Annotated in this window: 27 protein-coding genes and 3 pseudogenes; 16 read left to right on the forward strand and 14 right to left on the reverse strand. The window is 31.2% G+C overall.

Annotated features, from left to right (window positions below; genetic code table 11):
* The first annotated feature begins 6 nt into the window (after positions 1-6).
* Entirely contained in the window at positions 7-666 is a 660-nt protein-coding gene (locus tag ACK1U5_RS04940) for a serine/threonine protein kinase (RefSeq protein ID WP_000026531.1), read from the forward strand.
* Between the two features lie 193 nt (positions 667-859).
* Here ACK1U5_RS04940 and ACK1U5_RS04945 read toward each other — a convergent pair.
* Positions 860-1,039: pseudogene (locus ACK1U5_RS04945) on the reverse strand (hypothetical protein).
* A 91-nt stretch (positions 1,040-1,130) separates the two neighbouring features.
* Entirely contained in the window at positions 1,131-1,388 is a 258-nt protein-coding gene (locus tag ACK1U5_RS04950) for a hypothetical protein (RefSeq protein ID WP_069604927.1), read from the reverse strand.
* A 136-nt stretch (positions 1,389-1,524) separates the two neighbouring features.
* Between ACK1U5_RS04950 and ACK1U5_RS04955 the strand changes: the two genes are divergently transcribed.
* The 4 genes from ACK1U5_RS04955 to ACK1U5_RS04970 all read left to right on the forward strand — a co-directional run bounded on the left by ACK1U5_RS04955 (position 1,525) and on the right by ACK1U5_RS04970 (position 4,783).
* Complete coding sequence (locus ACK1U5_RS04955) at positions 1,525-2,955, forward strand: PQQ-dependent sugar dehydrogenase (protein ID WP_000170007.1); 1,431 nt, start codon at positions 1,525-1,527, stop codon at positions 2,953-2,955.
* 201 nt (positions 2,956-3,156) lie between these two features.
* The gene (locus tag ACK1U5_RS04960; RefSeq protein WP_069604928.1) at positions 3,157-3,729 is read left to right on the forward strand and encodes a hypothetical protein; all 573 of its coding nucleotides are present in this window, start codon (positions 3,157-3,159) and stop codon (positions 3,727-3,729) included.
* Positions 3,730-3,761: 32 nt separating this feature from the next.
* Positions 3,762-4,325 (forward strand): GNAT family N-acetyltransferase, encoded by a 564-nt coding sequence (locus ACK1U5_RS04965; RefSeq protein WP_000185958.1) that lies wholly within the window; start codon positions 3,762-3,764, stop codon positions 4,323-4,325.
* A gap of 77 nt (positions 4,326-4,402) precedes the next feature.
* Positions 4,403-4,783, forward strand: coding sequence for a nucleotide excision repair endonuclease (locus tag ACK1U5_RS04970; protein WP_001048941.1), 381 nt, complete (start codon positions 4,403-4,405; stop codon positions 4,781-4,783).
* A gap of 57 nt (positions 4,784-4,840) precedes the next feature.
* On the opposite strand, the gene ACK1U5_RS04975 is transcribed toward ACK1U5_RS04970, so the two are convergent.
* A complete protein-coding gene (locus ACK1U5_RS04975; RefSeq protein ID WP_000265477.1) occupies positions 4,841-5,047 on the reverse strand; it encodes a hypothetical protein in 207 nt (68 codons plus the stop codon).
* A 132-nt stretch (positions 5,048-5,179) separates the two neighbouring features.
* Here ACK1U5_RS04975 and ACK1U5_RS04980 point away from each other — a divergent pair, with 132 nt between their 5' ends.
* From ACK1U5_RS04980 to ACK1U5_RS05000, 5 genes are all read left to right on the forward strand, one after another.
* The gene (locus ACK1U5_RS04980) at positions 5,180-5,959 is read left to right on the forward strand and encodes an undecaprenyl-diphosphate phosphatase (protein ID WP_030025776.1); all 780 of its coding nucleotides are present in this window, start codon (positions 5,180-5,182) and stop codon (positions 5,957-5,959) included.
* A gap of 82 nt (positions 5,960-6,041) precedes the next feature.
* The gene (locus ACK1U5_RS04985; protein WP_000482051.1) at positions 6,042-7,364 is read left to right on the forward strand and encodes an FAD-dependent oxidoreductase; all 1,323 of its coding nucleotides are present in this window, start codon (positions 6,042-6,044) and stop codon (positions 7,362-7,364) included.
* A gap of 63 nt (positions 7,365-7,427) precedes the next feature.
* Complete coding sequence (locus tag ACK1U5_RS04990) at positions 7,428-7,955, forward strand: GNAT family N-acetyltransferase (protein WP_000409244.1); 528 nt, start codon at positions 7,428-7,430, stop codon at positions 7,953-7,955.
* 16 nt (positions 7,956-7,971) lie between these two features.
* Positions 7,972-8,493: a YfiT family bacillithiol transferase gene (locus ACK1U5_RS04995; protein ID WP_000999082.1), complete on the forward strand. Its 522-nt coding sequence runs from the start codon at positions 7,972-7,974 to the stop codon at positions 8,491-8,493.
* Between the two features lies 1 nt (position 8,494).
* Positions 8,495-8,968 carry a GNAT family N-acetyltransferase gene (locus ACK1U5_RS05000; protein WP_061139212.1) on the forward strand — a complete coding sequence of 158 codons (474 nt, stop codon included), beginning with the start codon at positions 8,495-8,497 and terminating at the stop codon, positions 8,966-8,968.
* 120 nt (positions 8,969-9,088) lie between these two features.
* Here ACK1U5_RS05000 and ACK1U5_RS05005 read toward each other — a convergent pair whose 3' ends face one another.
* Positions 9,089-9,466 (reverse strand): PH domain-containing protein, encoded by a 378-nt coding sequence (locus ACK1U5_RS05005; RefSeq protein WP_069604929.1) that lies wholly within the window; start codon positions 9,464-9,466, stop codon positions 9,089-9,091.
* A 179-nt stretch (positions 9,467-9,645) separates the two neighbouring features.
* On the opposite strand from ACK1U5_RS05005, the gene ACK1U5_RS05010 reads away from it, so the two are divergent.
* From ACK1U5_RS05010 to ACK1U5_RS05030, 5 genes and pseudogenes are all read left to right on the forward strand, one after another.
* The gene (locus ACK1U5_RS05010) at positions 9,646-10,497 is read left to right on the forward strand and encodes a patatin-like phospholipase family protein (RefSeq protein WP_000789291.1); all 852 of its coding nucleotides are present in this window, start codon (positions 9,646-9,648) and stop codon (positions 10,495-10,497) included.
* A gap of 12 nt (positions 10,498-10,509) precedes the next feature.
* A complete protein-coding gene (locus ACK1U5_RS05015; RefSeq protein WP_000765913.1) occupies positions 10,510-10,881 on the forward strand; it encodes a YxiJ-like family protein in 372 nt (123 codons plus the stop codon).
* A gap of 281 nt (positions 10,882-11,162) precedes the next feature.
* Complete coding sequence (locus tag ACK1U5_RS05020; RefSeq protein ID WP_000800298.1) at positions 11,163-11,528, forward strand: hypothetical protein; 366 nt, start codon at positions 11,163-11,165, stop codon at positions 11,526-11,528.
* An 88-nt stretch (positions 11,529-11,616) separates the two neighbouring features.
* Positions 11,617-12,497: pseudogene (locus ACK1U5_RS05025) on the forward strand (DnaJ family domain-containing protein); the annotation flags it as partial.
* A gap of 78 nt (positions 12,498-12,575) precedes the next feature.
* Positions 12,576-13,391, forward strand: coding sequence for a YwqG family protein (locus tag ACK1U5_RS05030; protein WP_069604930.1), 816 nt, complete (start codon positions 12,576-12,578; stop codon positions 13,389-13,391).
* A gap of 715 nt (positions 13,392-14,106) precedes the next feature.
* Here the strand turns inward: ACK1U5_RS05030 and ACK1U5_RS05035 are convergent.
* From ACK1U5_RS05035 to ACK1U5_RS05050, 4 genes and pseudogenes are all read right to left on the reverse strand, one after another.
* Positions 14,107-14,502 (reverse strand): RidA family protein, encoded by a 396-nt coding sequence (locus tag ACK1U5_RS05035; RefSeq protein WP_001169714.1) that lies wholly within the window; start codon positions 14,500-14,502, stop codon positions 14,107-14,109.
* 133 nt (positions 14,503-14,635) lie between these two features.
* Positions 14,636-14,847: pseudogene (locus ACK1U5_RS05040) on the reverse strand (hypothetical protein); the annotation flags it as partial.
* The gene (locus ACK1U5_RS05045) at positions 14,832-14,984 is read right to left on the reverse strand and encodes a hypothetical protein (RefSeq protein ID WP_002005131.1); all 153 of its coding nucleotides are present in this window, start codon (positions 14,982-14,984) and stop codon (positions 14,832-14,834) included. The gene ACK1U5_RS05045 and the pseudogene ACK1U5_RS05040, both read right to left, overlap by 16 nt.
* A 135-nt stretch (positions 14,985-15,119) precedes the next feature.
* Entirely contained in the window at positions 15,120-16,097 is a 978-nt protein-coding gene (locus ACK1U5_RS05050) for an LAGLIDADG family homing endonuclease (protein ID WP_113710678.1), read from the reverse strand.
* A gap of 296 nt (positions 16,098-16,393) precedes the next feature.
* On the opposite strand from ACK1U5_RS05050, the gene ACK1U5_RS05055 reads away from it, so the two are divergent.
* The gene (locus ACK1U5_RS05055) at positions 16,394-17,356 is read left to right on the forward strand and encodes an MBL fold metallo-hydrolase (protein ID WP_001037071.1); all 963 of its coding nucleotides are present in this window, start codon (positions 16,394-16,396) and stop codon (positions 17,354-17,356) included.
* Between the two features lie 63 nt (positions 17,357-17,419).
* On the opposite strand, the gene ACK1U5_RS05060 is transcribed toward ACK1U5_RS05055, so the two are convergent.
* The 6 genes from ACK1U5_RS05060 to ACK1U5_RS05085 all read right to left on the reverse strand — a co-directional run bounded on the left by ACK1U5_RS05060 (position 17,420) and on the right by ACK1U5_RS05085 (position 22,634).
* On the reverse strand, positions 17,420-18,343 hold the full coding sequence (locus ACK1U5_RS05060) for a hypothetical protein (protein ID WP_069605477.1): 924 nt from the start codon (positions 18,341-18,343) through the stop codon (positions 17,420-17,422).
* Between the two features lie 219 nt (positions 18,344-18,562).
* The gene (dnaN, locus tag ACK1U5_RS05065; RefSeq protein WP_069605476.1) at positions 18,563-19,693 is read right to left on the reverse strand and encodes a DNA polymerase III subunit beta; all 1,131 of its coding nucleotides are present in this window, start codon (positions 19,691-19,693) and stop codon (positions 18,563-18,565) included.
* A 30-nt stretch (positions 19,694-19,723) separates the two neighbouring features.
* Positions 19,724-20,167: an NUDIX hydrolase gene (locus tag ACK1U5_RS05070; protein WP_000757608.1), complete on the reverse strand. Its 444-nt coding sequence runs from the start codon at positions 20,165-20,167 to the stop codon at positions 19,724-19,726.
* A gap of 279 nt (positions 20,168-20,446) precedes the next feature.
* Entirely contained in the window at positions 20,447-20,872 is a 426-nt protein-coding gene (locus tag ACK1U5_RS05075) for a GNAT family N-acetyltransferase (protein WP_000706906.1), read from the reverse strand.
* 130 nt (positions 20,873-21,002) lie between these two features.
* Complete coding sequence (locus ACK1U5_RS05080) at positions 21,003-22,211, reverse strand: L-lactate MFS transporter (protein ID WP_069605337.1); 1,209 nt, start codon at positions 22,209-22,211, stop codon at positions 21,003-21,005.
* A 279-nt stretch (positions 22,212-22,490) separates the two neighbouring features.
* A complete protein-coding gene (locus ACK1U5_RS05085; protein WP_000653680.1) occupies positions 22,491-22,634 on the reverse strand; it encodes a hypothetical protein in 144 nt (47 codons plus the stop codon).
* Between the last annotated feature and the right edge of the window lie 9 nt (positions 22,635-22,643).

Raw genomic sequence — 22,643 nt, forward strand, 5'->3', positions numbered from 1 at the left:
GGAATGATGAGTATAAATAGTTTTGTGGGATTGATAAATGACGAATTATTAAAAGAGGTAAGTATAAGAAGTGATGATGAATTCGAGCCTGTAGTAGTTAAAGATATTCCTAGACTTTGGAAGTGTTTAGGAACAGGTAATTATGCCGCAGTATTCATGCACAGAGAATACAAAGATTGGGTAGTGAAAGTTTACGTGCGAGAAGGAGAAGGAATTGAAAAAGAGTCAGAAGTATACCGAAGAATTGGAGATCATCCTTCTTATTCAAAGCTTATATATAAAGGGAAAAATTTCATAGTATTGAAACGTTTAAAAGAAATTACCTTATACGATGCCCTTCATAAGGGGATTAAAATTCCTAAGCAGGTGATCCTTGATATAAATAAAGCTTTAGAGTATGCGAGGGAACAAGGATTAACTCCTTGTGATGTTCACGGGAAAAATGTGATGATGGAAAAAGGAAGGGGATATGTAGTCGATGTATCTGATTTCTTAAAAACAAAAGAAGATAGTAAGTGGAGGGATCTAGAAAAGGCATATTTCACCTTTTATTTTCCTTTCATTTATAAATTGCCTTTCTCTGTTAAAATACCGTATTTTATGTTAAACATTGTTAGACGTTCGTATAGAAAATATAAGAAGCTTAAAAAGAACTTCAAATTATAAAAGGACCACATATGTTCCTGAAAACGAGTTAAATTCACATAAATAACTTTAGAAAAATTTTAAATTTTGTTTAGGGGCTACTTCAAGACCTTAGCTTGCTGAGCATGTGGTGCTACCTCAAAATATAAAAAGATTAGGAGTGAACCCTAATCTTTTTATTTATACATATTTTTGTTAGTTATATATATCACTATCAATTCCAAAACGGGATATTTTGAATAAATGAAACCGTCAAAATAAGTGTTGATGCGGAACCAGCAGTTACTAAAGTTACTATTTTTCGTACGTTCTATTCTTTTGAAGGTTTTATAAGTTCTGTAATTAACACAATCCATATTATGATAGAAACTATTGAAATAATATTTATAGACATATGTAACACATCCCTTCTTGTTTTCACATAAATATTGCTGCTTTTATAAAATAAAAGCAATTTAACAAGAAAATATGTAACGCATTAAAAATCAATATTTTCCTGTTAAACCACCTTTTTTAAATAGAAATACGACTGATAAAACGATAACAACAGCCTTCAAACTGCCCCAATATGGATAAATAGCATGATCAGTTAGACTAGCATGCTGAAAAATATTCTCTAAAGCGAAAATTCCTATCATGACTGCTAAAAGGAATGAAGCTGATCCATACATCCCTTTACGATAGAGGGTAAATAAATAGACTGCGAAAATTAGTGGTAAGATGATTTGTAGTACGATTATCATAGTTCGTCCCCCAGATTATTTATAATTATATTATATACAAAATTGTAATAAAAAGGAAGAAAACTTATTTGATACTAACAGAACTACTCTAATCATATTCTTCTATAAAAAAGAAGAAAAAGGGGTGTACAGTTAATTGACAAAAGTTAAAGTTAGTTTACGACCCATTGTTCATAACGTAAATTTACCAACTGTATTGAAAACAACGATACTTCCAGGTGAATCGACCGAAAGACTATTTATCGCAACTCAATTAGGAGAGATTTTTTACATAGGGGACGGAGTTATAAAGACATTTTTAGATATTCGTCACCTAATTATTAAATTAGGTACATTTGAAGAAGGTGTTTCTAGTAGCGGTTATGATGAACGCGGATTGCTAGGACTTGCGTTCCATCCACAATTTTATCAAAATGGGTTATTTTATCTTCATTATTCAGTAGCCGGAACTCAAGGACCAGGTGCACTTTCTGAACAATTTAAACCGAATCCTTGTGACCCTAAAACGTTAAATTTGAAGTGGGTTAATAGAAATACGCAATATGATCACATTGATACAGTGGAAGAATGGACTTTACAATCTAATGGTCAAGCTCAAAAGCGACGAACATTACTGAATGTAAGAAGACCATTTTTTAATCATAACGGAGTCAATAGTTTAAACTTTTCACCTGAGACTGGAAAACTTGTTTTTACAAATGGAGATGGTGGATCAGGTTATGATCCATTTAATTTAAGCCAAGATGATTTAGAAATAGCAGGAAAAATAATTGAAATCGATGTAAGTAAAAATACATTTATAAATAACCCTCCTGTAGTTACACGCTTTAATGAACTTCCTTTATCTATACAAGAAACACTTACAGTAATTGCAAAAGGAGTACGTAATATAACCGGCATTTCATTTCAAAGGTTTTATAATCAATATATCAAATACGCCGGAAATGTCGGACAAGATATTGTAGAGTCTATTTTTTCATTTGTTCAATATAAACCTATACCGGTAACAGAACTTGTTCAAATGCATTTTATGAGGTTAACTCCCAATCAAGATGGGTTTATCAATTTTGGGTGGCGAGGATGGGAAGGGGATTTGCCTACTTCTTTTATACGACATTGTTCTGAGAATCAGACTTTGGATGAGAGAACAATGGTTTATTATGATGAAACAATACAAACTTCAGTGAAGCGTATTCTGCCTCTACTTAGTTATTTTCATAAAGATTCTAGAACAGATAAGTTTGGAGGAACTTCACTTACAGGAGTTCAGCCATATATGGGAAATGCAATTCCAAATTTAACAGGTAGCGTTGTTTTTACTGACCTTGCCAAGAAAGGAGAATCTCAGTCTCCAGTTAAGGGTGTTTTAGCCTATACTAGAGCAGGTACAGACGGTAAACATGCTGACTTTTATGCTATTGAAACCAATTATGATTTTGGTACGCAACCAGCTTATTATATGAGTTTAGGAACAAATTCGGATCAAACTAAATTATATTTAGGAGTTTACAGTTCTATGAAAGTAACTGATTTTAACAAAGGTACCATTTTTGAAATTATTCCTTGATACGATATAAATTCTCAGTTTAAAAACATAAAGAGTTTATTCTGCTTCCAAAACGCACAACTTGACTTGTCCCCCTAAAAATCTTCAATCTATAAGTATCTATTATATAGTGATTTATAACTAGTAGAAAGCAACTCATAAACCATAAGTGTATGAATAATATAGAAAGTAATGAATGTGGTATCTTTAGGGGGTATTTTAATGAATTGGTTTGTACGTTATTGGTATCAACTGATGATAGAACATGATACGAGCTTTATTCATAAAAGAAAATTGTCCCTTGCGAATAAGTTAGTACTTACAGCTTTGATGAGTGCATTGGCCACCATGTTTCAAGCAGCTGGGAACTTAGTTCCTGGTATAGGTTTGCTCATTAGTCCATTTTCGACATTACCGATTTTTTTTGCTATTTTCTATTCTATTCGTGAGGGAATACTTTCTTATATTCTTACTATTTTTCTATTATTTATTATTGAGCCCAGTGAACTAATTGTCTTTCCTTTTACTACAGGCTTATTAGGTCTAGCCTTAGGAGTATCCTTTTTAAAATTAAAGAGGAGAATTTGGATTGTTTCTTTTTCAGCAACTTGTCTACTTATAGGTATTATGATCGTTCTCGATGTTTTCCACTTTCCGGTACTTGGTCCTGCTGTTCATACAACTATGGATATAAAAATTATTTTATCAATATTTATAATGAGCTTTCTATACTGTTGGATTTATGCAGGTTTTTGCAGAATAATGATGAATAGATTATATAAAGTGTTGTATTGACAATGGCATAATGAGGATTGGAGATTGAATTCATGACTAACGTTGCAGTTAGAAGACCGAATTTGAATGATGTAGATGAACTATATTTATTTTTCCGTATAGTTATTACGAATACATACAAAGATGAAGGATTGTCACAATTATTAGATGACATAGAAAATGAAATTAACTCAAAAAAGCAGTATTTGAAAAGTGACTTTGATAGTAACGGAGAAAGTCGTTACTTTTTATTAGCAATTGATACAAGTAACGATAAAATCATTGGAACAATCGAAATCGGTCCAGCAAGTACATTGATTAATAGTTGTACAGGTGGTGTACTTAAAAATTTGTATGAAATAGGAACTGTATTCATACTTCCGGAGTATCAGAGAAAGGGAATAGGGAGTTTATTACTACATACAATGTTTCTTACATTACTTAGCAGAGGGATAACAGAATATTGTTTAGATAGTGGATATAAAAATGCGCAAAGTATATGGATGAAAAAGTTTGGAAAACCTAGCTATGTATTGAAAGATTACTGGGGAGAATCCAGTGATCATATGATTTGGAAGAAAAGTTTACATGATACACCTATAATATTTGAATTATAAAATGAAATATGCCTCTGAACATAGCTTTTCTTACTTATGTATGCTATTATTTATCTTTATAATAAAAGAGGACGTGAATGAACTTGATTAAAATTAATATTCCTGAAGCTGATGTTTCAATTACTGAACGTAAACAAGTTATTAAAGGAGACGAGCCAATCATTACTCCAATTAATGGATTTATCGATTTCCACTTGTTCCCTAGAGATAAAGGCGGCATTTTTATGTTTTACAATATTAATGACGAACTTCTTTTCGTAGGTAAAGCTCGTAAAATTAGACAACGTATTAAGAAGCATTTTGAAGATAATGTTTCACCAATTAAAAATCACCGTGATGAAGTATACCGCATTGATGCATGTATCGTAGAAGATCCAACAGAAAGAGAAATTTACGAAACATATATCATTAATGAATACAAAGCGAAATATAACGTTGATAAAGTATTCTACAAATAATCAACATTAATAAAAAACAATCCTAGCTAATATGCAAGGATTGTTTTTTATTTAGATTTATTCTTCATATCTTTCTCCTTTTTTCAAATGATTAGCAGCAACAAAACAGATTACACCTATAAATATAAGTACAATACCAACCGTTTTATGTTTTCCCTCAAAGAAAGGAATATCTGAAATAACATTTGTCATACATAGTCCTAAAAATACAAGGATAGGGCCCACCCAAAGTAATACATTACCGAATTTTGTGTGCTTCCACATAATAACCCTCCTTAACCCTCTTTACATATATATCCATAAATAAAAAGTAAATTCATAGAGAAATATAGTTTTTTTCATATCGAAAATTTAACCCTCATATATTGGTACAAGCAAAAGAGAAAGGAGACCATCATGAATTGGTTAGAAGCTTTCATACTAGGTATAATTCAAGGTTTAACAGAATTTTTACCAATCAGTAGTACCGGACATCTTTATTTAGGAAGGCATTTGTTCCGATTAGATGAGGCTGGCTTATTTTTAGATACGATGCTGCATATTGGGACTTTACTTGCGGTTTTTATTTATTACAAAAAAGAATTTATATATTTAATTAAAAACCCATTTTCAAAGCTCATGTTATTACTTATCGTTGGGACAATACCCGCAGTTGTAATTGGTTTATTGTTTAAAGATTTCTTTGAAGATATTTCAAAAACAGGAATCACGATCGGTTGGGAGTTTTTAGTGACCGGATTCTTTCTCTACATGGCAGATAAACAAAAGAATGGTCGTAAAAAAATGGATGACATAACATATAAAGACGCATTAATTATCGGTTCATTTCAAGCTGCTGCTATTTTTCCAGCCATTTCCCGTTCTGGAATGACAATTGTCGCTGCATTATGGAGAAAATTAGACCGTGAAACTGCTGCTTACTTTTCTTTTTTACTATCGACACCAGCCATCGTTGGAGCTATCGTTTTGCAATTTGTAGACGTTTTTCAAGGGAAAGCAGAATCTATTTCTAGTACATCTTTAATTGTCGGAACGTTATCAGCAGCCTTTTTTGGATACATAGCCGTTTCATGGATGATTCAATATTTAAAACGTCACTCCTTAAAAGTATTCGCGTATTACGTATGGGGATTAGGTATTTTAATTTTAATGTTGCAATTTACTGATGTATTTTAAGTATAATGGTAAAGAAGTTAATTAGTTTAAGATCCTGTTTCATTCATACAAGGCAGGATCTCTTTTTATTAAGGGGGAAAATATGTTTAATAAGGCTATCGTTATTGGTGGAAGTATGGCAGGAAAGTTTGCAGCAAAAGCATTATCAACTTCTTTTAAAGAAGTAATCATTATAGAAGCTGGTGAAAGATGGGATGGAAAGTCTTCGAGAAAAAGAGTTCCACAAAGTAATCATCCTCACGTGTTATTAAAAGGTGGAGAAAACGCAATTGAAGAATTGTTTCCTAATATTACGAACGAATTAATAGAAGCGGGTAGTATTATAAACAACTTTACGCGTGATTTGAAATGGCATCAATTCGGTCTATGGAAACAACCGTTCATAGGGGAAGTACATATGATTCAACAAAGTCGTCCTTTGCTAGAATGGCATATTCAAAAACGAATACATCAAATTTCAAATATTACTATTAAATATGAAACATTGGTTAAAGGGTTATTGGTAGATGCAAAGCTTAACAAAGTGTGTGGAGTAAAAGTTAAATATTTAGAGACAAACACACAAGAAGAAGTTCATGCGGATCTTGTAGTTGATGCGAGTGGATTTGGCTCAAAAAGTATAGAGTGGCTACGAGAATACGAAATTAAAGTACAAGAAGAGAAAGTTCGTATTGATTTATTTTACGCAACGAAAATGTTCAAACTTAAAGAAAATGAGGAGTTAGACTGTTGTAATATGCTAATGTCTCCTAGTTTCCCTGATAACCCTTATGGCGTTCTTATTCAAACGATAGAAGATAATCGTTATTTTGTTACTTTTAGTGGATACGCAAATGAGAAAGCACCACAAACAGATGATGAGTTTTATGATTTTGCTGAAAATCTATCAATTTCTAATGTTACAGACTTCTTAAATAAGGCTGAGGGAATTACTGATATAAAGACATACAAAATCCCTTATCAAGTACGCCGGCGATTTGATTTAGTGAATAATGTACCAGAAGGATTATTAGTTGTTGGAGATGCGCAATGTCGTTTTGATCCCGTTTTCGGCCAAGGCGTATCAGTTGCTGCTATGGAGGCTCACCAATTGCAATTACTTTTGCAAGATAGAAAACAACTTGATAAAACATTTACACAACAATTTTATAAAAAGGCAGCTACTATAATAGAAACCCCTTGGGATATGACAACAACAGAAATATCACGTCACCCGCAACTAAAGAGAGAATTAACTACAAAACAAAAATTTCAACTATGGTATACGAAGCAAATATATCGACTATCCGCAAGTAATTCTGATGTTTATATTCGGTTAGTACGAGTGATGAATTTAATTCGTAGTCCATTTCATCTCTTTCATCCGAAAGTGCTACTATCTGTATTACTTAATCGAAAGAAATAGCAGGAATATAATTGATTAAAAAAGAATGTATAACAGTTAGTAAATCAAGAAGGAGAATACGGAATGGAAATATACATAGAGCAACTAAAGAAACAAGATGCTAAGGATTTATTTACGTTTGAACTTACAAATAAATCTTTTTTTGAAACAATGGTACCAAATCGTGGCTCGAAATATTTTGAATTTGAATATTTCCAAAAACTACTAGACGATTTATTAATAGAACAGGCAGATGGAGATTCTTATTTTTATTTAATTCGTAATGAAGAAAAAGAAATTGTAGGGCGAATCAATTTAGTAGATATAGATACGGAAACTCGAATTAGTTCGCTCGGGTATCGTGTCGGAGAAAAATTTACTAAAAAAGGAGTTGCAACAGCAGCCGTAAAATTAATTTTAGATGTAGCGAAAAATAATGAAATTACTGAAGTTTATGCTAAAACAACGACTAATAATCTCGCATCACAAATTGTACTAGAAAAAAGCGGATTTTCTTCTTATCAAAACGAATCAGATATAACATCTGTAGAATTAAATGGAGAACATGTGAAGTTTGTACACTATATTTGGAGAAATACTTCACACTTATAATAAGGAGGACTTATTCATGAATGATTTACGTTATCCAATTGGCCAATTTACATACAAACGTCCTATAACTGAAGAAATGATTGATACATGGATTCAAGAAATTGAAGATTTACCTAATGAACTAACAAGGGCAATTAAAGATTTAGATCAGAAGCAGTTAGATACACCATATCGCGTTGGAGGTTGGACTGTACGTCAAGTAGTTCATCACGTCGTTGATAGCCATATGAATAGCTACATACGTTTTAAATTAGCACTGACAGAAAAGAATCCAACTATTAAGCCGTATAAAGAAGAGAAGTGGGCAGAGTTACCCGATTCAAAATTACCGGTAGATGTTTCACTAGTAATGCTAGATTCATTACATAAAAGATGGGTTAATCTTTTATATTCTCTAGAAATTGAAGATTTAGAAAAGACATTTAACCATCCTGAAACTGGTGAAACAAAACTTGCTGTTGCAATAGGACTATATGCATGGCATGGTCGTCACCATACCGCTCATATTACTTCTTTAAGAAAGCGTCTAAATTGGTAACATGGAGATTATATTAGAAAAGGTGACAGAAACTGATGCAGAAGTTATATTTCAAATGCAAATAGACTCATTTAGCTCTTTATTACATAAATATAAAGACTATGAAACAAATCCAGCAAATGAAACTATTGAAAAAACTATTTTTAGAATAACTAATCCCAGCAGTAATTTTTATAAGGTGATAATAGATTCGAAACTTGTTGGAGCGATATGTATATCCGCAAAAGAACTACCTTATAAATTTTGGATTAGTTCAATGTTTATTCATCCAATCTATCAAGGGAAAGGAATTGCTCAGAAGGTACTTATTTTAATTGAAGAAATGTTTCCAGAAGCACGAAGTTTTGAACTTGCTACGATTTTAGAAGAAGAAAGAAATTGTTTTCTATACGAGAAAATGGGGTATAAAAGAACAGAAGTAATAAAGAAATTAAATGATAAAACTACACTTGTTTATTACAAAAAAGAAAGGTAAAGCATTTAAAATACGCTTTACCTTTTTATGTTATTTTAGATTAAATATACAAAAATAATGTATGTTCTTCCAAAATACTCGGGTTAGTAATTTTGAAAATGAATAAAGATACAAAAACCACTACTTTGTCGTAAAGGTTACTAGCGCTTTTTGAATGCTTAAAATACTATCGTCACCTTTAAATTCTTTCGTAATTGGTTCCTCCATACTAGACACCCAAATTTTAAGTTCTGCATCTAAATCAAAATGCCCAGCCGTTTCGATGCTATATTGTGTAATACTTTTATAAGGAATAGAATGGTATTCTGTTTTTTTGCCAGTTACTCCTTGTTTATCTACTAATATAAGACGATGATTTGTAAATACGATTAGATCACGAATTAATTTATAAGCATGCTCTACTTTTTCATCGTCTAGCATAATCTTCTCTAAATCACGTTCTACACTTTCAGAACTCGTATTTGATGCATTTCCTAAAATACCGCTAAATAAACCCATATTAAATCCCTCCTTTAATATATGTGGAATGAATTACTTATATTGTAACATGTTACTCACAAAGATATTATCACATTACTTTAGTAGTTTCTGGTTATTGTTGTAATTAGTTTATATAACCTCATCTTAAAATCTTATGCTAATATGAAATTAAGAAAAAAGAAGCAGAGGGATATAGAATGAAGAATATCGGTTTAGTATTAGAGGGCGGAGGAATGAAAGGTTTATATACTGCAGGTGTACTCGAATATTTCATGGAAAAGAACTTATTCTTTCCATATGTAGTCGGCGTATCAGCTGGAGCCTGTATGGGAGCAACCTATTTGTCGCGTCAACAAGGGAGAAATAAGAAAGTAAATACAGAGCTAGTATCAGATTACAGGTATATATCTTATCGAAATTTAATTCGAAAACGTGAATTATTTGGAATGGACTTTTTATTTGATGAAGTACCTAATAAAATTGTTCCATTTGATTTTCAAACTTTCTTAAACTGTAATGAACAATTTGTTATAGGGACGACTGATTGCGAATCAGGACAAGCTGTTTATTATAATAAAACAGAACATGGAAATGATATTTTAAAAATCATCCGTGCATCCAGCTCTGTGCCGTTTATAGCACCTGCTGTAGAATATGATAATCGAAAATTACTAGATGGAGGAATTATAGATCCTATACCAGTTTTAAAAGCTCAAACTGATGGTTATGAAAAGAACGTTGTAATTATGACAAAGCCAGAAGGATACGAGAAGCAGCGAAATAAATTTTCTGGTCTAGCTAAAATTCTATATAGAAAATATCCGAAAATCGCAGAGAATTTAGTAGACCATTATCGTTTTTATAACGAGACGATATCTTATATGAATCAAGAAGAACAAAAAGATAATTTTTATGTAATTCAACCAAGTGTACAGCTTCCTATAAGCGGAATAGAAAGAAATAAGGAAAAGCTCGTTAATTTATATAATCTTGGGTATATCGATGCTCAATATCATTATGAAAACTTATTAAATTGGCTAGAGAAATAAAGGAGGAGAAAGTTGAAGTTAGGAAAACAAATTATTTTTAAGGAATTGCAGAAAATGCATATTCCACTTCATAAACCGTTTCCTTATCGTGCTACAGCAAAATTGCAGCGAGACTTAAAAAGTAAATTTACCGAAGATGACTGTATAAACGCTGATTTTAATCATTATTGGATGCATACAGCAGCTACTTTAAATTCTGTACTAAATGGAAACGAACAGAACATTACGTTTCAACAAATAAAGTGGTTAAGAAAATCGTTTTTCGAGTGGTTTCCGCAATATCGTTTTCTAGAAACAGAAATTGTGAATTATCCCATTTTGTATAGAGATTTCATAAGTTATGAGAAGACCAGAAAGCTATTACTTTATTACCTTACTGAATAAAAGCGAAAACGTACAGGTTACATTACTTGTACGTTTTTTTGTTCATAAAACATTCAATATTAACAACTAGTTTATATAGGAATTCTAATGAGAAGAAAGAAGTACATATAATAGAATGATGCAGGGGAGGAGAGAGGAATAGCTGTTTTACTTTAAGTTATTGTCCAACTCGAATACAGTTAGTTATTTATGTTAAAATATTTCGAGTGAAATCAAGCTTTTAAGGATTTCATTAAACATTAAACAAAACAAGTTAGCAACGTAGAAGGGATAACATTAACATGAAAAACGTATCAAATATAGATAAAGTAGAATCAATAAAATCTTTACAGTCAACAATTAGTAAACTTGAAAATGCCTTATCACAGATGACTCACAAAGGATCAAATACTACTTTAGTGAAAAAAAGACTCAAAGCAGCTAGTATCGGCTTAGCTATGTTAGAAAGTGTTTGGAAGCAAGAAACTCATCATTATACTCAGGAAGATTTAGCAGAAGCTCGTAATGTTCTGATTGGTTTGCTTCCATCAATTGAAAAGATTTACGTTAAGTCGAAGCTTGGGAGTCCTCAAAGAACGCTTTTAGAAAGAAGAATAAAATCGTTGGAACTTTCTATTCAAGCAATAGATACTTATTCTAGTAAATAACTCATTTAAAGAGTCTTATTACAAAAGTGTAGCAAGGCTCTTATATTATTCTATCAAAATTAAATATCCTTACTGCCACATTGCAGCAAGGGCAAAACATCTTGATCTACCTCATAATTATTCTTAAACTTCACATCTTCAAGAACATTTCATTGTCTTTAATAAAAATCCATGCATTAAGTAATCTTCAATCGCAAAAACACTCAATTATTTAATTTACGAAAATGGAATACCGCCATGTATTGCTGTAGATCATGTTAATCAGCTAGAAGAACTAACTTTTGAAAACGATATTCCTTGGATTGAAAATCAAATTTAATCAATAGATTCTAATGCGACTCATCTCTATTCTTACATAGCAGTAGGAGAACTTGAAAACAGACCTCTTTTAACGGCTAATAGACGTCTGTATAAAGCTTTAAAAGAAAAGAAATACCACATTACTTATGAAGAGTTTCAAGGCGATCATGATAGCGTGTGGTGGCGAGAAAAGCTATTCGAAGGATTAAGGGCATTGGAATTTACAAAAACGACACTAAAAATAAAAAGGAGAGAAAAGCTATGAATCAAGAAGAACTAGATAAAAAACTAAAAAAGCAAGAGATTTTAGTAAAAGATGAAAAAGTTTGGTCCTATACGTATGAGGATCATATTAGTTCTATCGTTAAAGAGGCAGAAAAGAAAGGGTCATTTAATAATTTACCTGGTAAAGGTAAACCTCTTAATCTCGATAACGATCTTTCTTACAATCCTGAAAAGCAACTTTATAGAACTTTAGCAAATAATCATGTTTTGCCTAGGTGGATTGAGCTTTCAAAAGAAATTGACGATTTAAAAGAAAGACTAAAAGAAAATACAAATACTACAGAAGCAGCGGAATTAATTCGAACTATTAATAAAAAGGTTTTAGAGCATAATTTACTTTGTCCGCCAAGCGCGCAAAAAATGAGGGTGAAAATGGATTTTTAACGATTTTCAATTAAGCTATCGCTTACTATATAATTAAGTTAGGCATTTTCAATTCATTACTAAAGGGAGGCAAATGTAGTGAAGAATACGTATCAACTTCAAATTCCGAAAGAACTAGAACAGTATCGTAGTATTTTAGAAGAAAGTGTGAAACCGTATATTAAAGTGTCTGGAACGCAAGCAGAGACAACGCTTTTTGAAAGTAAATTTGGTGGATATCCGTATTTACCTATAGATCAAGAGCATCCTAAAGACTCAAATGGACAACCTATGATGCTACTTGCGCAGTTAAACTTTGAAGAAATTCCGCATGTTGAATATATGCCTCAAAAGGGAATGTTACAGTTTTTCGTAAGTGCTGATGATGAGCTTTATGGAGCAGATTTTGATCATCCAACAATCCAAAAAGACTTTCGAATTATTTATCATTCTACAATTATAGAAGATTTAAATAAGGTAATTACTGATTTTAGTTATTTAAACACTTTAGATTTAGAGAATTTCATCATACCCGAAGCAGCAAAACTAAAGTTTGAGTTGGCATATCAGCCAGTAACACCAAGAGATTATCGATTTGAAATGATTTTTAGTGATAAAATTGATTGGGAAGAAATTGTTGATGAAGAAAATAATACAGAATTAGGCGAACTGTATGATGATTTATGTAAAGATCAAGGACATAAAATTGGTGGTTATCCATTTTTCACACAGACAGATCCGAGAGAATGGGAAGAAAAATACCAACAACATGATATATTATTACTGCAAATCGATACAGACGATTCATTAAATATTATGTGGGGAGATTCTGGCGTTGCTAATTTCTTTATACGTAAGGAAGATTTGTTAAATCTAGATTTTTCCAATGTCATTTACAATTGGGATTGTTACTAGAGGATATAAATAAAATAATAGCAAACAAAAAATCTTCCTGAAGGTGAGGAGGATTTTTTTATGTTAAAAATAAGCGTTATGTTAACTAGAATAAAAAACAATGAGTGTAATGAAAGTCAAGCCTAAATAACAGAAATAACAACAAATAATGTAAAGTTGTAAAACATGTGCAAATAGCAATAAATTCATTAAGTAAAACATAAAATAAAATTAATAATTTATATTTTGTATAGAAATAATTTTTCTGTATAAAAATTTCTTACCAATCAAAAATGTTTTTAATTCGTTAAATCTTAAGTGATTATTGATTAAGATTTGCTGTGATGAATTTATAACAAATAAAAACGATAAAAACTGAAGAAATTTGTTTAGATAAGATTTCATGTGAATCTCACTAAAAATCTCTGTTTCGTCTCATTAAGTATAGTTTACTTGGGTTTTGATACCTGGTATTGCTTTGTTTCTATAACTGCCTATAATATATATTATGTTAACTGTAAAAAAGTAATAAACTTACTAAGTTTTAGTTGTGTTTATTATGATCCCCTTTTCCACCGAATTAGTAATGTGTGATTGGTTATGTATTTATTCGCTTTATTAGCTATTGATAATAATATTTTCGGATATAAATTAGATTTTAAATAATAAAAATACAATTCGTTTAATCTGTTCATTTTAAACGAATTGTATTATGATGACGAATATTTTTTTATAACTAGTTTGCTACAGCGATTGCTTCGATTTCAATTAATAAGTTATCGTTAATTAACTTTCTAACTTCTACAGCTGAACTTGCTGGTGGATTATTAGTGTCAATGTATTGATCTCGAATATTTCTCACAATGGCCATTTGAGAAATATCTGTTAAGAAAAATGTTAATTTGACTACATCATTAAATTTTAATTCCGAAGTTTCCAATGCACTTTTAATATTTTCGAATACTTGTCGCGTTTGTGTAGCTAAATCGTCAATTCCAACTATTTGACCGTCAGTGTTAATCGCTACTTGTCCAGATATGTAAATTGTTCGTTTAGCGTTTGTAACTTCGACTACATGCGAGTATCCAAAAGTTGGTGGCATCGTTTCTGGATTGATAAATTTCTTTTGCAAGGCTCTTCTCCCCTTTAAACATTTCATTTTCTTAATGTTAGGTTTTGATTTCAGATTATCCTCTATTTACTAATAATTATTTATCGATTTAGCTGCTACATTTGTAAAAGTGTATTAGCACTTTAATTTAAAGTTATTGATGGATTATGTACGTTTGATTTTTTTTGTGCTTGTTATAATTACACCTTGTTTTATTAATTCTTCAGTTACTTTTGTATAGAAAAAGTGATACCACCAGATAAAAAACTCTTCATAAGTAATTTCTTTTGAGTATCTGCTGCTGGCAAAGTATTCTTTTAAAGATTTATCGTTTTCATTAAACAATAAGACTAAATCTTTACTGATCCAAGATGAAGCATTACAAGTAAATATTGAAGTTTCGTTCCTTTTATTTTTATAGATGGCGAATTATCTCCAGAGAAAATCATTTTAGCTTCATAAGCTGTATGTAATATATTCTCCGGAATATTATTAGTAAACACTTCATAACCCCTCCCTTACTAGTAAATTCATTGTAAGATTTATGTATTTACTAACTTCTATAAACGAAAATAAGTATCCTCTAATAATCTCAAATTAAAAACCTTAGCATAGATATACTAAGGTTTTTTGTATTTTTATAATGAATGAATTCTTTCATAGTCTTTTTTAAATTGATTATCATTTTTTAACCAACTTTTAAAAGTTGGTTCCTTTATTTCTAAAATGGAACAAGTTTTAGCGATACATTTATTTTTCATATATTCCTTAAGGAAATTTTGTTTTCTCTGCTTAACAGCAGATTGGGTTCTTTTTAGGTTTCGATCTTTTAATTGATCTAGACTTAGACTTTCTTTCTGAAATTCTTCATATTTTCTATGCAAATAAATATCTTTGTCTTTATAAATCCAATTTGAAAATAGTTGTATTGATTTTCTCCCGGTTAAAATGACGCGATAATGTTTATTTTGATTTAGTAAATCGGCTGGTAAATTGTGATTTTGTAGTACCTGATTTAAAGAATTCATAAAGCTATATGATCCTCCTACAAAGCTTACTGTATACGTTTCATACTTGACGTAACCATCCCCATCAAAATACCCACGAACAAAGTGATGCAAATATTCTTCTGGTACAAAAGGAAATTCGATGTTAAATGATTTACATGGCATAATTCCGTGCATGTTCATAAGGTCGTCTTTTATTGTTTTGCTATTAATATTTAGCATATATACACCTGTTTTTTTGTTTTGGTATAGCGGCTGATTTGTTTTTAGTTCTTTTTTTATATCTTCTAAAATATAACTTTCTTTTTGTGATATACTGACGCATTGATTTTCTTTTTGTATAACGCCGTCAGCTGCTATAAATCCTAAAATATAAGCCATATTATTTGACCAAGTTTTAAAATAATTTTCTTTTATGTCATACTTTCTCTTCCAACTCCCTATAGCGCGCCTTGGTACGTTATTGTCTGATAAAACCATACGAATATACCTTGCAGACACATTAGCAAGCATAGCGATTTCTGAGGTGCTCTTCCCTTCAGTATACAAATGCATGATTTCAGATTTTGATAGTTTACATTTTGATTTCTTTTTTCGCTCTATGTGCACTTACATCCTCTCCTTCCTTTCTTTTATTAGAGACATATTTTCTTCTATAACATACAATGAAACATACGTTCTTTGTTGCGTATAAGAAGGAATTTACTAAATAAAAACAATTTACATGTACTTAATATTTGTCTTAGCTGCTGCTATGCGATTTGTACTTTATAGATACAAATAATGAATTTGACGGATTTATGAAATACAAGGCATTTTAGATGAAAGGTAAAATAATATAGTTTAAACTACAAATAGCTACAATAACAACATACGTAAATTGTTAATCGTAAAAAGGAGAACGAATGAATAAGAAATATACAAATCAAATTCATACTGATATGAGTTTTAAACCGAAAGATATTATAAGTTTAATGACGGATTACTTTAAAATAAAATCAAAGCTGCGTCCTATAAAGGATTTGCCTGTTGTTTTATCAAATAAAGATAATGAAGCGTTAGAGAGTGTTACATGGTTTGGCCATTCTGCTTCTCTTTTGAAAATAGAAGGTAAAAAACTGTTATTAGACCCGATGTTTGGAGATGCCTCTTCCCCATTTCCCTTGTTTAATAGTAAGCGTTATAGTGGTGCTTTTTCTTTAGAACGTGATGACCTTCAAGAAATTGATGCGATTATCATTTCTCATAATCACTATGATCATTTGAATTACAAAAGTATTATGCAGTTAAAAAATCGCGCAAAACACTTTTATGTTCCAACTGGAGTTGCACAATATCTTATTAAATGGGGTGTTTCACCTAGTAAAATTAGTGAGCATAATTGGTGGGACGAAATTACGTTTGATAATATTAAGTTAGTATGTGCGCCTGCAAGGCATTTCTCTGGACGTGGTATGACAGATAGAGATCGTTCATTATGGTGTTCATGGCTTATTCTTGGTCAAGAGACTAAAATTTTCTTTAGTGGTGATAGCGGTTATGCCCCTCACTTTAAGGAAATTGGTGATAAATACGGTCCATTCGATCTTACATTAATGGAATGCGGGCAATATGATCCGAGGTGGTCTGCTATTCATATGTTGCCTGAAGAAACGGTACAAGCTCATATTGATGTTAAAGGAGAATTACTTCTTCCGATTCATTGGGGTGCTTTTACGTTAGCATTACATGAATGGAGTGACCCGATAGAACGTGTTACGAAAGAAGCTAACCGTTTAGGAGTTAAAATTACAACGCCACAAATTGGCGAATCTATTACGTTAAAATCTACAGACTATCCTTTATCCGCTTGGTGGAAGGAAATTTAATTTTAAAATATAAAAAGAGCGAATCCTCTTATAAAGAATTCGCTCTTTTTTCTGTATTTAAACTTATTTCACTATATTGGATCTCCCACTATCTAATACTCTATTTGCTGGTACACTGGACATTTCAACCACTGTATTCATACTCTTATCAGTCAGTTCAATGAGTTCGTTTTCATGTTTTATTTTATTTAAATCCCACACCATCCCATGAAATTCATTATGTTGACCACTTACCTGTATAATGCTTTTTGTTTTATTTGAAGGCTGTATTTGAAGGTTTGTAAATTGATTCCCACTAATTTCATTTGGCGTAGTTACTTGACTATCCATATAAATCATATTTACACAGTCTTCTAAAGAAAAGTTCATAAAACGATTGGCATTTATCCAAGCTTGTCCGGTGCTCGGTTTTTTCGCTACTAATTTCAGTCCAGTTTCCATTCCTACAACTTTAATATTTTCGAAGTTAACAAACGAAATTTCATTTTCTTTTCCAGCAGAGTATAAAGAAATTCCGGTACCTTTATTCGTTTCCGTCCAATTGATAATATTTATATCTTTTATTTGTGCTTTGTTCCAAGTGTTATAATATTTATTTTTACCGTCTAAATAAATAACTTCAGAGTTAAATTTAGGATCGTCAATAGCTATATACGCTCCTTCAATGGATGCGTTTTTCTCTAGTTCTAAAACTCTAAAGTTTCCCTCAACTACAAATTGGGATCCGTAACCAAATAATAATTTCACACCTTTTTTAACAATGATTGGTGACGTAATTTTATACTTTTTATCATCAAGCAATACAGTTTTAATTTTACTAGACTCTGCTTTATTAATAGCAGATTGTATTTTTATTGAATCATTTTCCCCTTTAAAGTTTTCTACATACAAGTTAGTACTTTTAGCTGCATAGTCTTTTTTGTTGTATTGATAAAAAGCAAAAATAATTAAAACTATACCCATGAGTAAAACAATTATTTTCTTCATCGTACTCACCCCATATCTATTAATCTATGGCTTTTATATTCAGGTTATTATTATTTTGCTTTGTATTTCAGATTACCATTTCTGCTTTGTCTATGAATTATATTATGTAGGAATTAGTAAACTGTTTGCTTTACTAATACATCATTCTTATAATGTATTAATTTATGATTTCATAAAACAACAGTCTGCTTGCACATAATGAAATCCCTTTCTCTATTCCTAATAAGCTCTTACTGGCGATATAAGATGTACTGCTGCAGATTGCTCTCCTGCTTCAATCAATATCGGTCTCATAGAACCTCCAAAACTTAAAGTAATCGTTTCTTCTTTTATTGCTCTTAAAGCATCAACCATAAAACGCCCATCGAAAGATATATTTAATTGTTTTTCACCTTGAATCGCATCTATTTGTTGCGTTTCAGATATTTTCCCAATTTGAGAAGCGTTTGAAGAAATTTTAATTGTGGATTCGTTTATGATTTCTAAGTTAACATTGTTATTAGCCCATTCACTTGCTAATAAACTTGATCGGTCTACACCTTGTAATATCTTTTTTCTATCTACGTTAATAATCGTTTTAAAATCATTTGGAATAAGGTTAGAAATATTAGGATATTTCCCTTCAATTAGTCTTGAATATAATGTAGTTGTTCCGATCGTAAATATAATATGACTCTCTGAAAGGTAGATATATACGAATTCCGAATTGCTGTTCATTAATTTTAGAAGTTCACTAATGGTTGCGCTTGGTACAATACAATTTGCTTTTACATCTGAGGAAAGTAATGTTTCGCGTATCGCTAGTCTATATGAGTCAGTTGCAGCGCAAATTAACTTATTATTAGATAACTCTATATGCACCCCAGTAAGAACAGGTCTAGACTCATTTTTTGCTACCGCAAAGACTGTTTGTTTAAATACTTCAATCAATTGCTCTGTTTCTACCTTGATTTCTGCATGATTGTCTATAAGCGGTACATTCGGAAACTCATCTGCAGGAAATCCATTTAAACTTAATGTGATTTCTTCTGATTGTATCTTAATAATTTGCTCATTCTTACTTTTTATTGCTATATCACTTGGCATTTTCTTTATTATTTCAATGAAATACTTTGCAGGTACAACAATAGTTCCTACCTTTAAAATAGTTGCAATCTTTTCGTCTTCAATTGAAACAGGAATGAATTTTTCAATAAAAATATTTGAGTTACTTGCAATTAAAGTAATTCCAGATTGATCTGCAGTTATTTTTATACCAGATAATATAGGAATTAAAGATTTTGTTGATATTGCTTTGTTGACTTCTGAAAGTGCTTGAGTGAATTGTTTGTGATTAACGATAAACTCCATGTTTCCCCCGCCTTACATGAAATAATATTTTTATGAAGATTGATGAACGATTGTTCCGTTAAAAAAATAAGGTACTGTTTCTTTCTTTTGTAATAAATATAGTAAATGTTCTGGTATGCGTAAATACGGTGCTGCTATATGTAATTCCATCCAAGTAATCTCTTCAATTTCTTTTGGCCTTGATATATATGTCTCCCCGCCGATTATTTCGCCTAGAAAATTAAAGAAAATTGCATGATGATCTCTTTCCTCGAAAAAGGCTTCACTGATAGAACAAATCCCGTTTACGTTTATATGTAACCCTGTTTCTTCTTTTACTTCTCGAATTACTGCTTCTTCTAATGTTTCTCCTAGTTTAACTGCGCCACCTGGTAATGTATAATAAGAACCATTTTCCCCTTTGTTTTTTACCATTAAGATCTTTTCATTAGTTTTATCGTACAAAATCGCGTATGTAACATTAACTTTTTTCATATATACCTCCTCTATTTTAAATAAAAGGAATTTTCTGCCTTCTATTCATTCTACCATTAACTCCTTTTAATATATATAAGTTAGTTAAGTCTTGCCTTTACCGCTATTGTTGGAGTTAATAAGAATAGGCTACTGATATAAAAAAAGAACGTACCTTAGGAAGATTATCCAAAGTACGTTCTTGCAGTTTTAGTATAAAAATTGATTCAATTAATACTGAAATTAATAATAACCTCGCCCTTATTGCATTTGTATTTCAAATACTAACGTTAACAAATTCTATATACTTTTTAACCGTTTTTCTAAATAATAATGATTATGTCCTTTCGGATGATCTTCACTTACTCCAATTACTTTATATCCATGTTTCTTATAAAAATCAGGTGCTTGGAAACTAAAAGTATCTAAATTAATTAACCTACACCCTTTTTCAATTGCAAATTCTTCAATAAGCTTTATTAACTTGCTTCCGTAACCTTCATGCCTATATTCTTCAGAAACCCATAGAAAGTCAACGTGTACATGGTGCCAAAAAGTTATTGCTGTTACCCCACCTACTATTTCTTCTTTTTCATTTCTTACTATGAAACTAACCTTTTCTGAAGGTGTTTTTTCTTCATCTGCAAGATATTTTTGATTGTATTCAATTACTTTCTCTCTTATGTAATCACTATCTTCTTGTACCCACTGCTGTACTATTTTCATTTTAAGTGTCACGCTCCTTTTTACTTATCTATTCAATTTTATAATGAAATTGTCCTGTCTTTAATAAGTTCGTAAAGAAGCAAAGTTAATGGAATAAAAAAGAGCCCTAACATGAGGACTCTTTTTAAAATTAAGCTACTTTCCGATGTAAATGTTTTAGTTCCTTTTTCTTTTCTACATTTGGTGGGCGGATTAATATTGAAATAATGAAGGAAATAACACTTAAAACACCGATTATAATGAAAGTTGGTTGAAATCCCCCGAGTATCGCTCCAATAAATGATCCTGCAAGCGCACCAAATCCGAAACCTTGGTAGACAATCCCGTAATTTGTACTATGGTTTTTTAATCCAAAGAAATCTCCGACAATAGCTGGGAATATAGTTATATTACCGCCGAAGCAAAAGGCGACACTTGCTACACAAGCAAAATAGATTCCGTAATTTAGCGGAATAAAACTTAAAGTAAAGACTGACAATCCTATAATAATAAACGTTGCAGAGACAATTTTCATTCGGCCGATTTTATCTGATAACGTCCCAAGAATAATTCTACCTACTGTATTAAAAATTGCAATCATAGCAACGGCGTTTGCAGCGGTTGCTGCGCTAAGGCCAACGAGTTGTACACCGATATCTTTTACCATACTGATTAAATACAAACCACCCATACACGAGGTGAATAACATAAAAAATAGCAGATATACTTGTTTCGTTCGCATCATTTCACGCGGAGTATAGTCATTGTGCAATGTTTCAGTTACAGCATTACTTACAATTGCCTCACGTAAGAAGAACGATCCGATTAACACTAAAAGTAACACGATAATACCCCAATATAAGAATGCTTGTGATACACCAAGGTTATTGATAAGATTTCCGTTTATATATCTAAAGATTAAGCTGCCCATTCCATACGCTGATACAGATATACCTGAAATAAGCCCTTTCCGATTTGGAAACCATTTAATTAAATTAGATAGTGATGTAATATAAGCTGTTCCATCCGCATAACCAACAACAACACCAGCTAATAAATATAATAGTGGTAAGGAAGAAACTTGTGAACTAAGTATTAAGCCGAGTCCTAAAACAATTCCTGCAGTAGCAATAAGTTTCCGAAGTCCTAATTTTTTCTGCAATTTTGCTGCAAATAAAGTTGAGAATGATAAAGAAAAACTTGTTATAGAGAAAGTTATCGCTACTGAATTAAGATTCCATCCAAACTTACTTACAAGGGGTTGATTAAATAAACTCCATGTATAAATTGTTCCAAGGCCAATTTGAATAATGATTGTACCTAGAACAATTAGTAACGGATTTATAGAAGTTTGTTTCATACTAACTGTCCCCTTCTTTTATCTTGACATAGATTTTCACAGTTAGTATATCCATCGTAAATTGCAAGATACTGTACGGAAAATGGTAATTAAGTTCATATACACAAAAAGACACTTCATAAAGAAGTGTCTTTTGCAGGTTATATCAGATGTTTCTAAAGAAAGCTTTGTTAAGATAAGCCATTTTCGAATGCTTATGTATATATGTTATCAAATAATTTCTTATATGTGATGAGACTTAAGACGTATTTTTCATTCATCATATAGTCGGATGAAAAATTAATATTCGATTTCATCAAAATCCTTCGGCTGCGGTACAGTTTGCATATTAGCTGCATCTTTAGGATCGCTATAAATTGCATTTTGCTCTGTATTTACATCTTTTATATTTTGTTTTTTATTTTTGTTCACTTTATCTTTCACTTACAATCA

It is taken from the genome of Bacillus sp. XB1 (assembly GCF_053557995.1).

Coding starts and splice junctions, on each gene's coding strand:
- ACK1U5_RS04940 (WP_000026531.1), top strand. CDS start 7: ATGAGTATAAATAGTTTTGTGGGATTGATAAATGACGAATTATTAAAA.
- ACK1U5_RS04950 (WP_069604927.1), bottom strand. CDS start 1,388: ATGATAATCGTACTACAAATCATCTTACCACTAATTTTCGCAGTCTAT.
- ACK1U5_RS04960 (WP_069604928.1), top strand. CDS start 3,157: ATGAATTGGTTTGTACGTTATTGGTATCAACTGATGATAGAACATGAT.
- ACK1U5_RS04965 (WP_000185958.1), top strand. CDS start 3,762: ATGACTAACGTTGCAGTTAGAAGACCGAATTTGAATGATGTAGATGAA.
- ACK1U5_RS04970 (WP_001048941.1), top strand. CDS start 4,403: ATGAACTTGATTAAAATTAATATTCCTGAAGCTGATGTTTCAATTACT.
- ACK1U5_RS04975 (WP_000265477.1), bottom strand. CDS start 5,047: ATGTGGAAGCACACAAAATTCGGTAATGTATTACTTTGGGTGGGCCCT.
- ACK1U5_RS04980 (WP_030025776.1), top strand. CDS start 5,180: ATGAATTGGTTAGAAGCTTTCATACTAGGTATAATTCAAGGTTTAACA.
- ACK1U5_RS04985 (WP_000482051.1), top strand. CDS start 6,042: ATGTTTAATAAGGCTATCGTTATTGGTGGAAGTATGGCAGGAAAGTTT.
- ACK1U5_RS04990 (WP_000409244.1), top strand. CDS start 7,428: ATGGAAATATACATAGAGCAACTAAAGAAACAAGATGCTAAGGATTTA.
- ACK1U5_RS04995 (WP_000999082.1), top strand. CDS start 7,972: ATGAATGATTTACGTTATCCAATTGGCCAATTTACATACAAACGTCCT.
- ACK1U5_RS05000 (WP_061139212.1), top strand. CDS start 8,495: ATGGAGATTATATTAGAAAAGGTGACAGAAACTGATGCAGAAGTTATA.
- ACK1U5_RS05005 (WP_069604929.1), bottom strand. CDS start 9,466: ATGGGTTTATTTAGCGGTATTTTAGGAAATGCATCAAATACGAGTTCT.
- ACK1U5_RS05010 (WP_000789291.1), top strand. CDS start 9,646: ATGAAGAATATCGGTTTAGTATTAGAGGGCGGAGGAATGAAAGGTTTA.
- ACK1U5_RS05020 (WP_000800298.1), top strand. CDS start 11,163: ATGAAAAACGTATCAAATATAGATAAAGTAGAATCAATAAAATCTTTA.
- ACK1U5_RS05055 (WP_001037071.1), top strand. CDS start 16,394: ATGAATAAGAAATATACAAATCAAATTCATACTGATATGAGTTTTAAA.
- ACK1U5_RS05060 (WP_069605477.1), bottom strand. CDS start 18,343: ATGAAGAAAATAATTGTTTTACTCATGGGTATAGTTTTAATTATTTTT.
- dnaN (WP_069605476.1), bottom strand. CDS start 19,693: ATGGAGTTTATCGTTAATCACAAACAATTCACTCAAGCACTTTCAGAA.
- ACK1U5_RS05070 (WP_000757608.1), bottom strand. CDS start 20,167: ATGAAAAAAGTTAATGTTACATACGCGATTTTGTACGATAAAACTAAT.
- ACK1U5_RS05075 (WP_000706906.1), bottom strand. CDS start 20,872: ATGAAAATAGTACAGCAGTGGGTACAAGAAGATAGTGATTACATAAGA.
- ACK1U5_RS05080 (WP_069605337.1), bottom strand. CDS start 22,211: ATGAAACAAACTTCTATAAATCCGTTACTAATTGTTCTAGGTACAATC.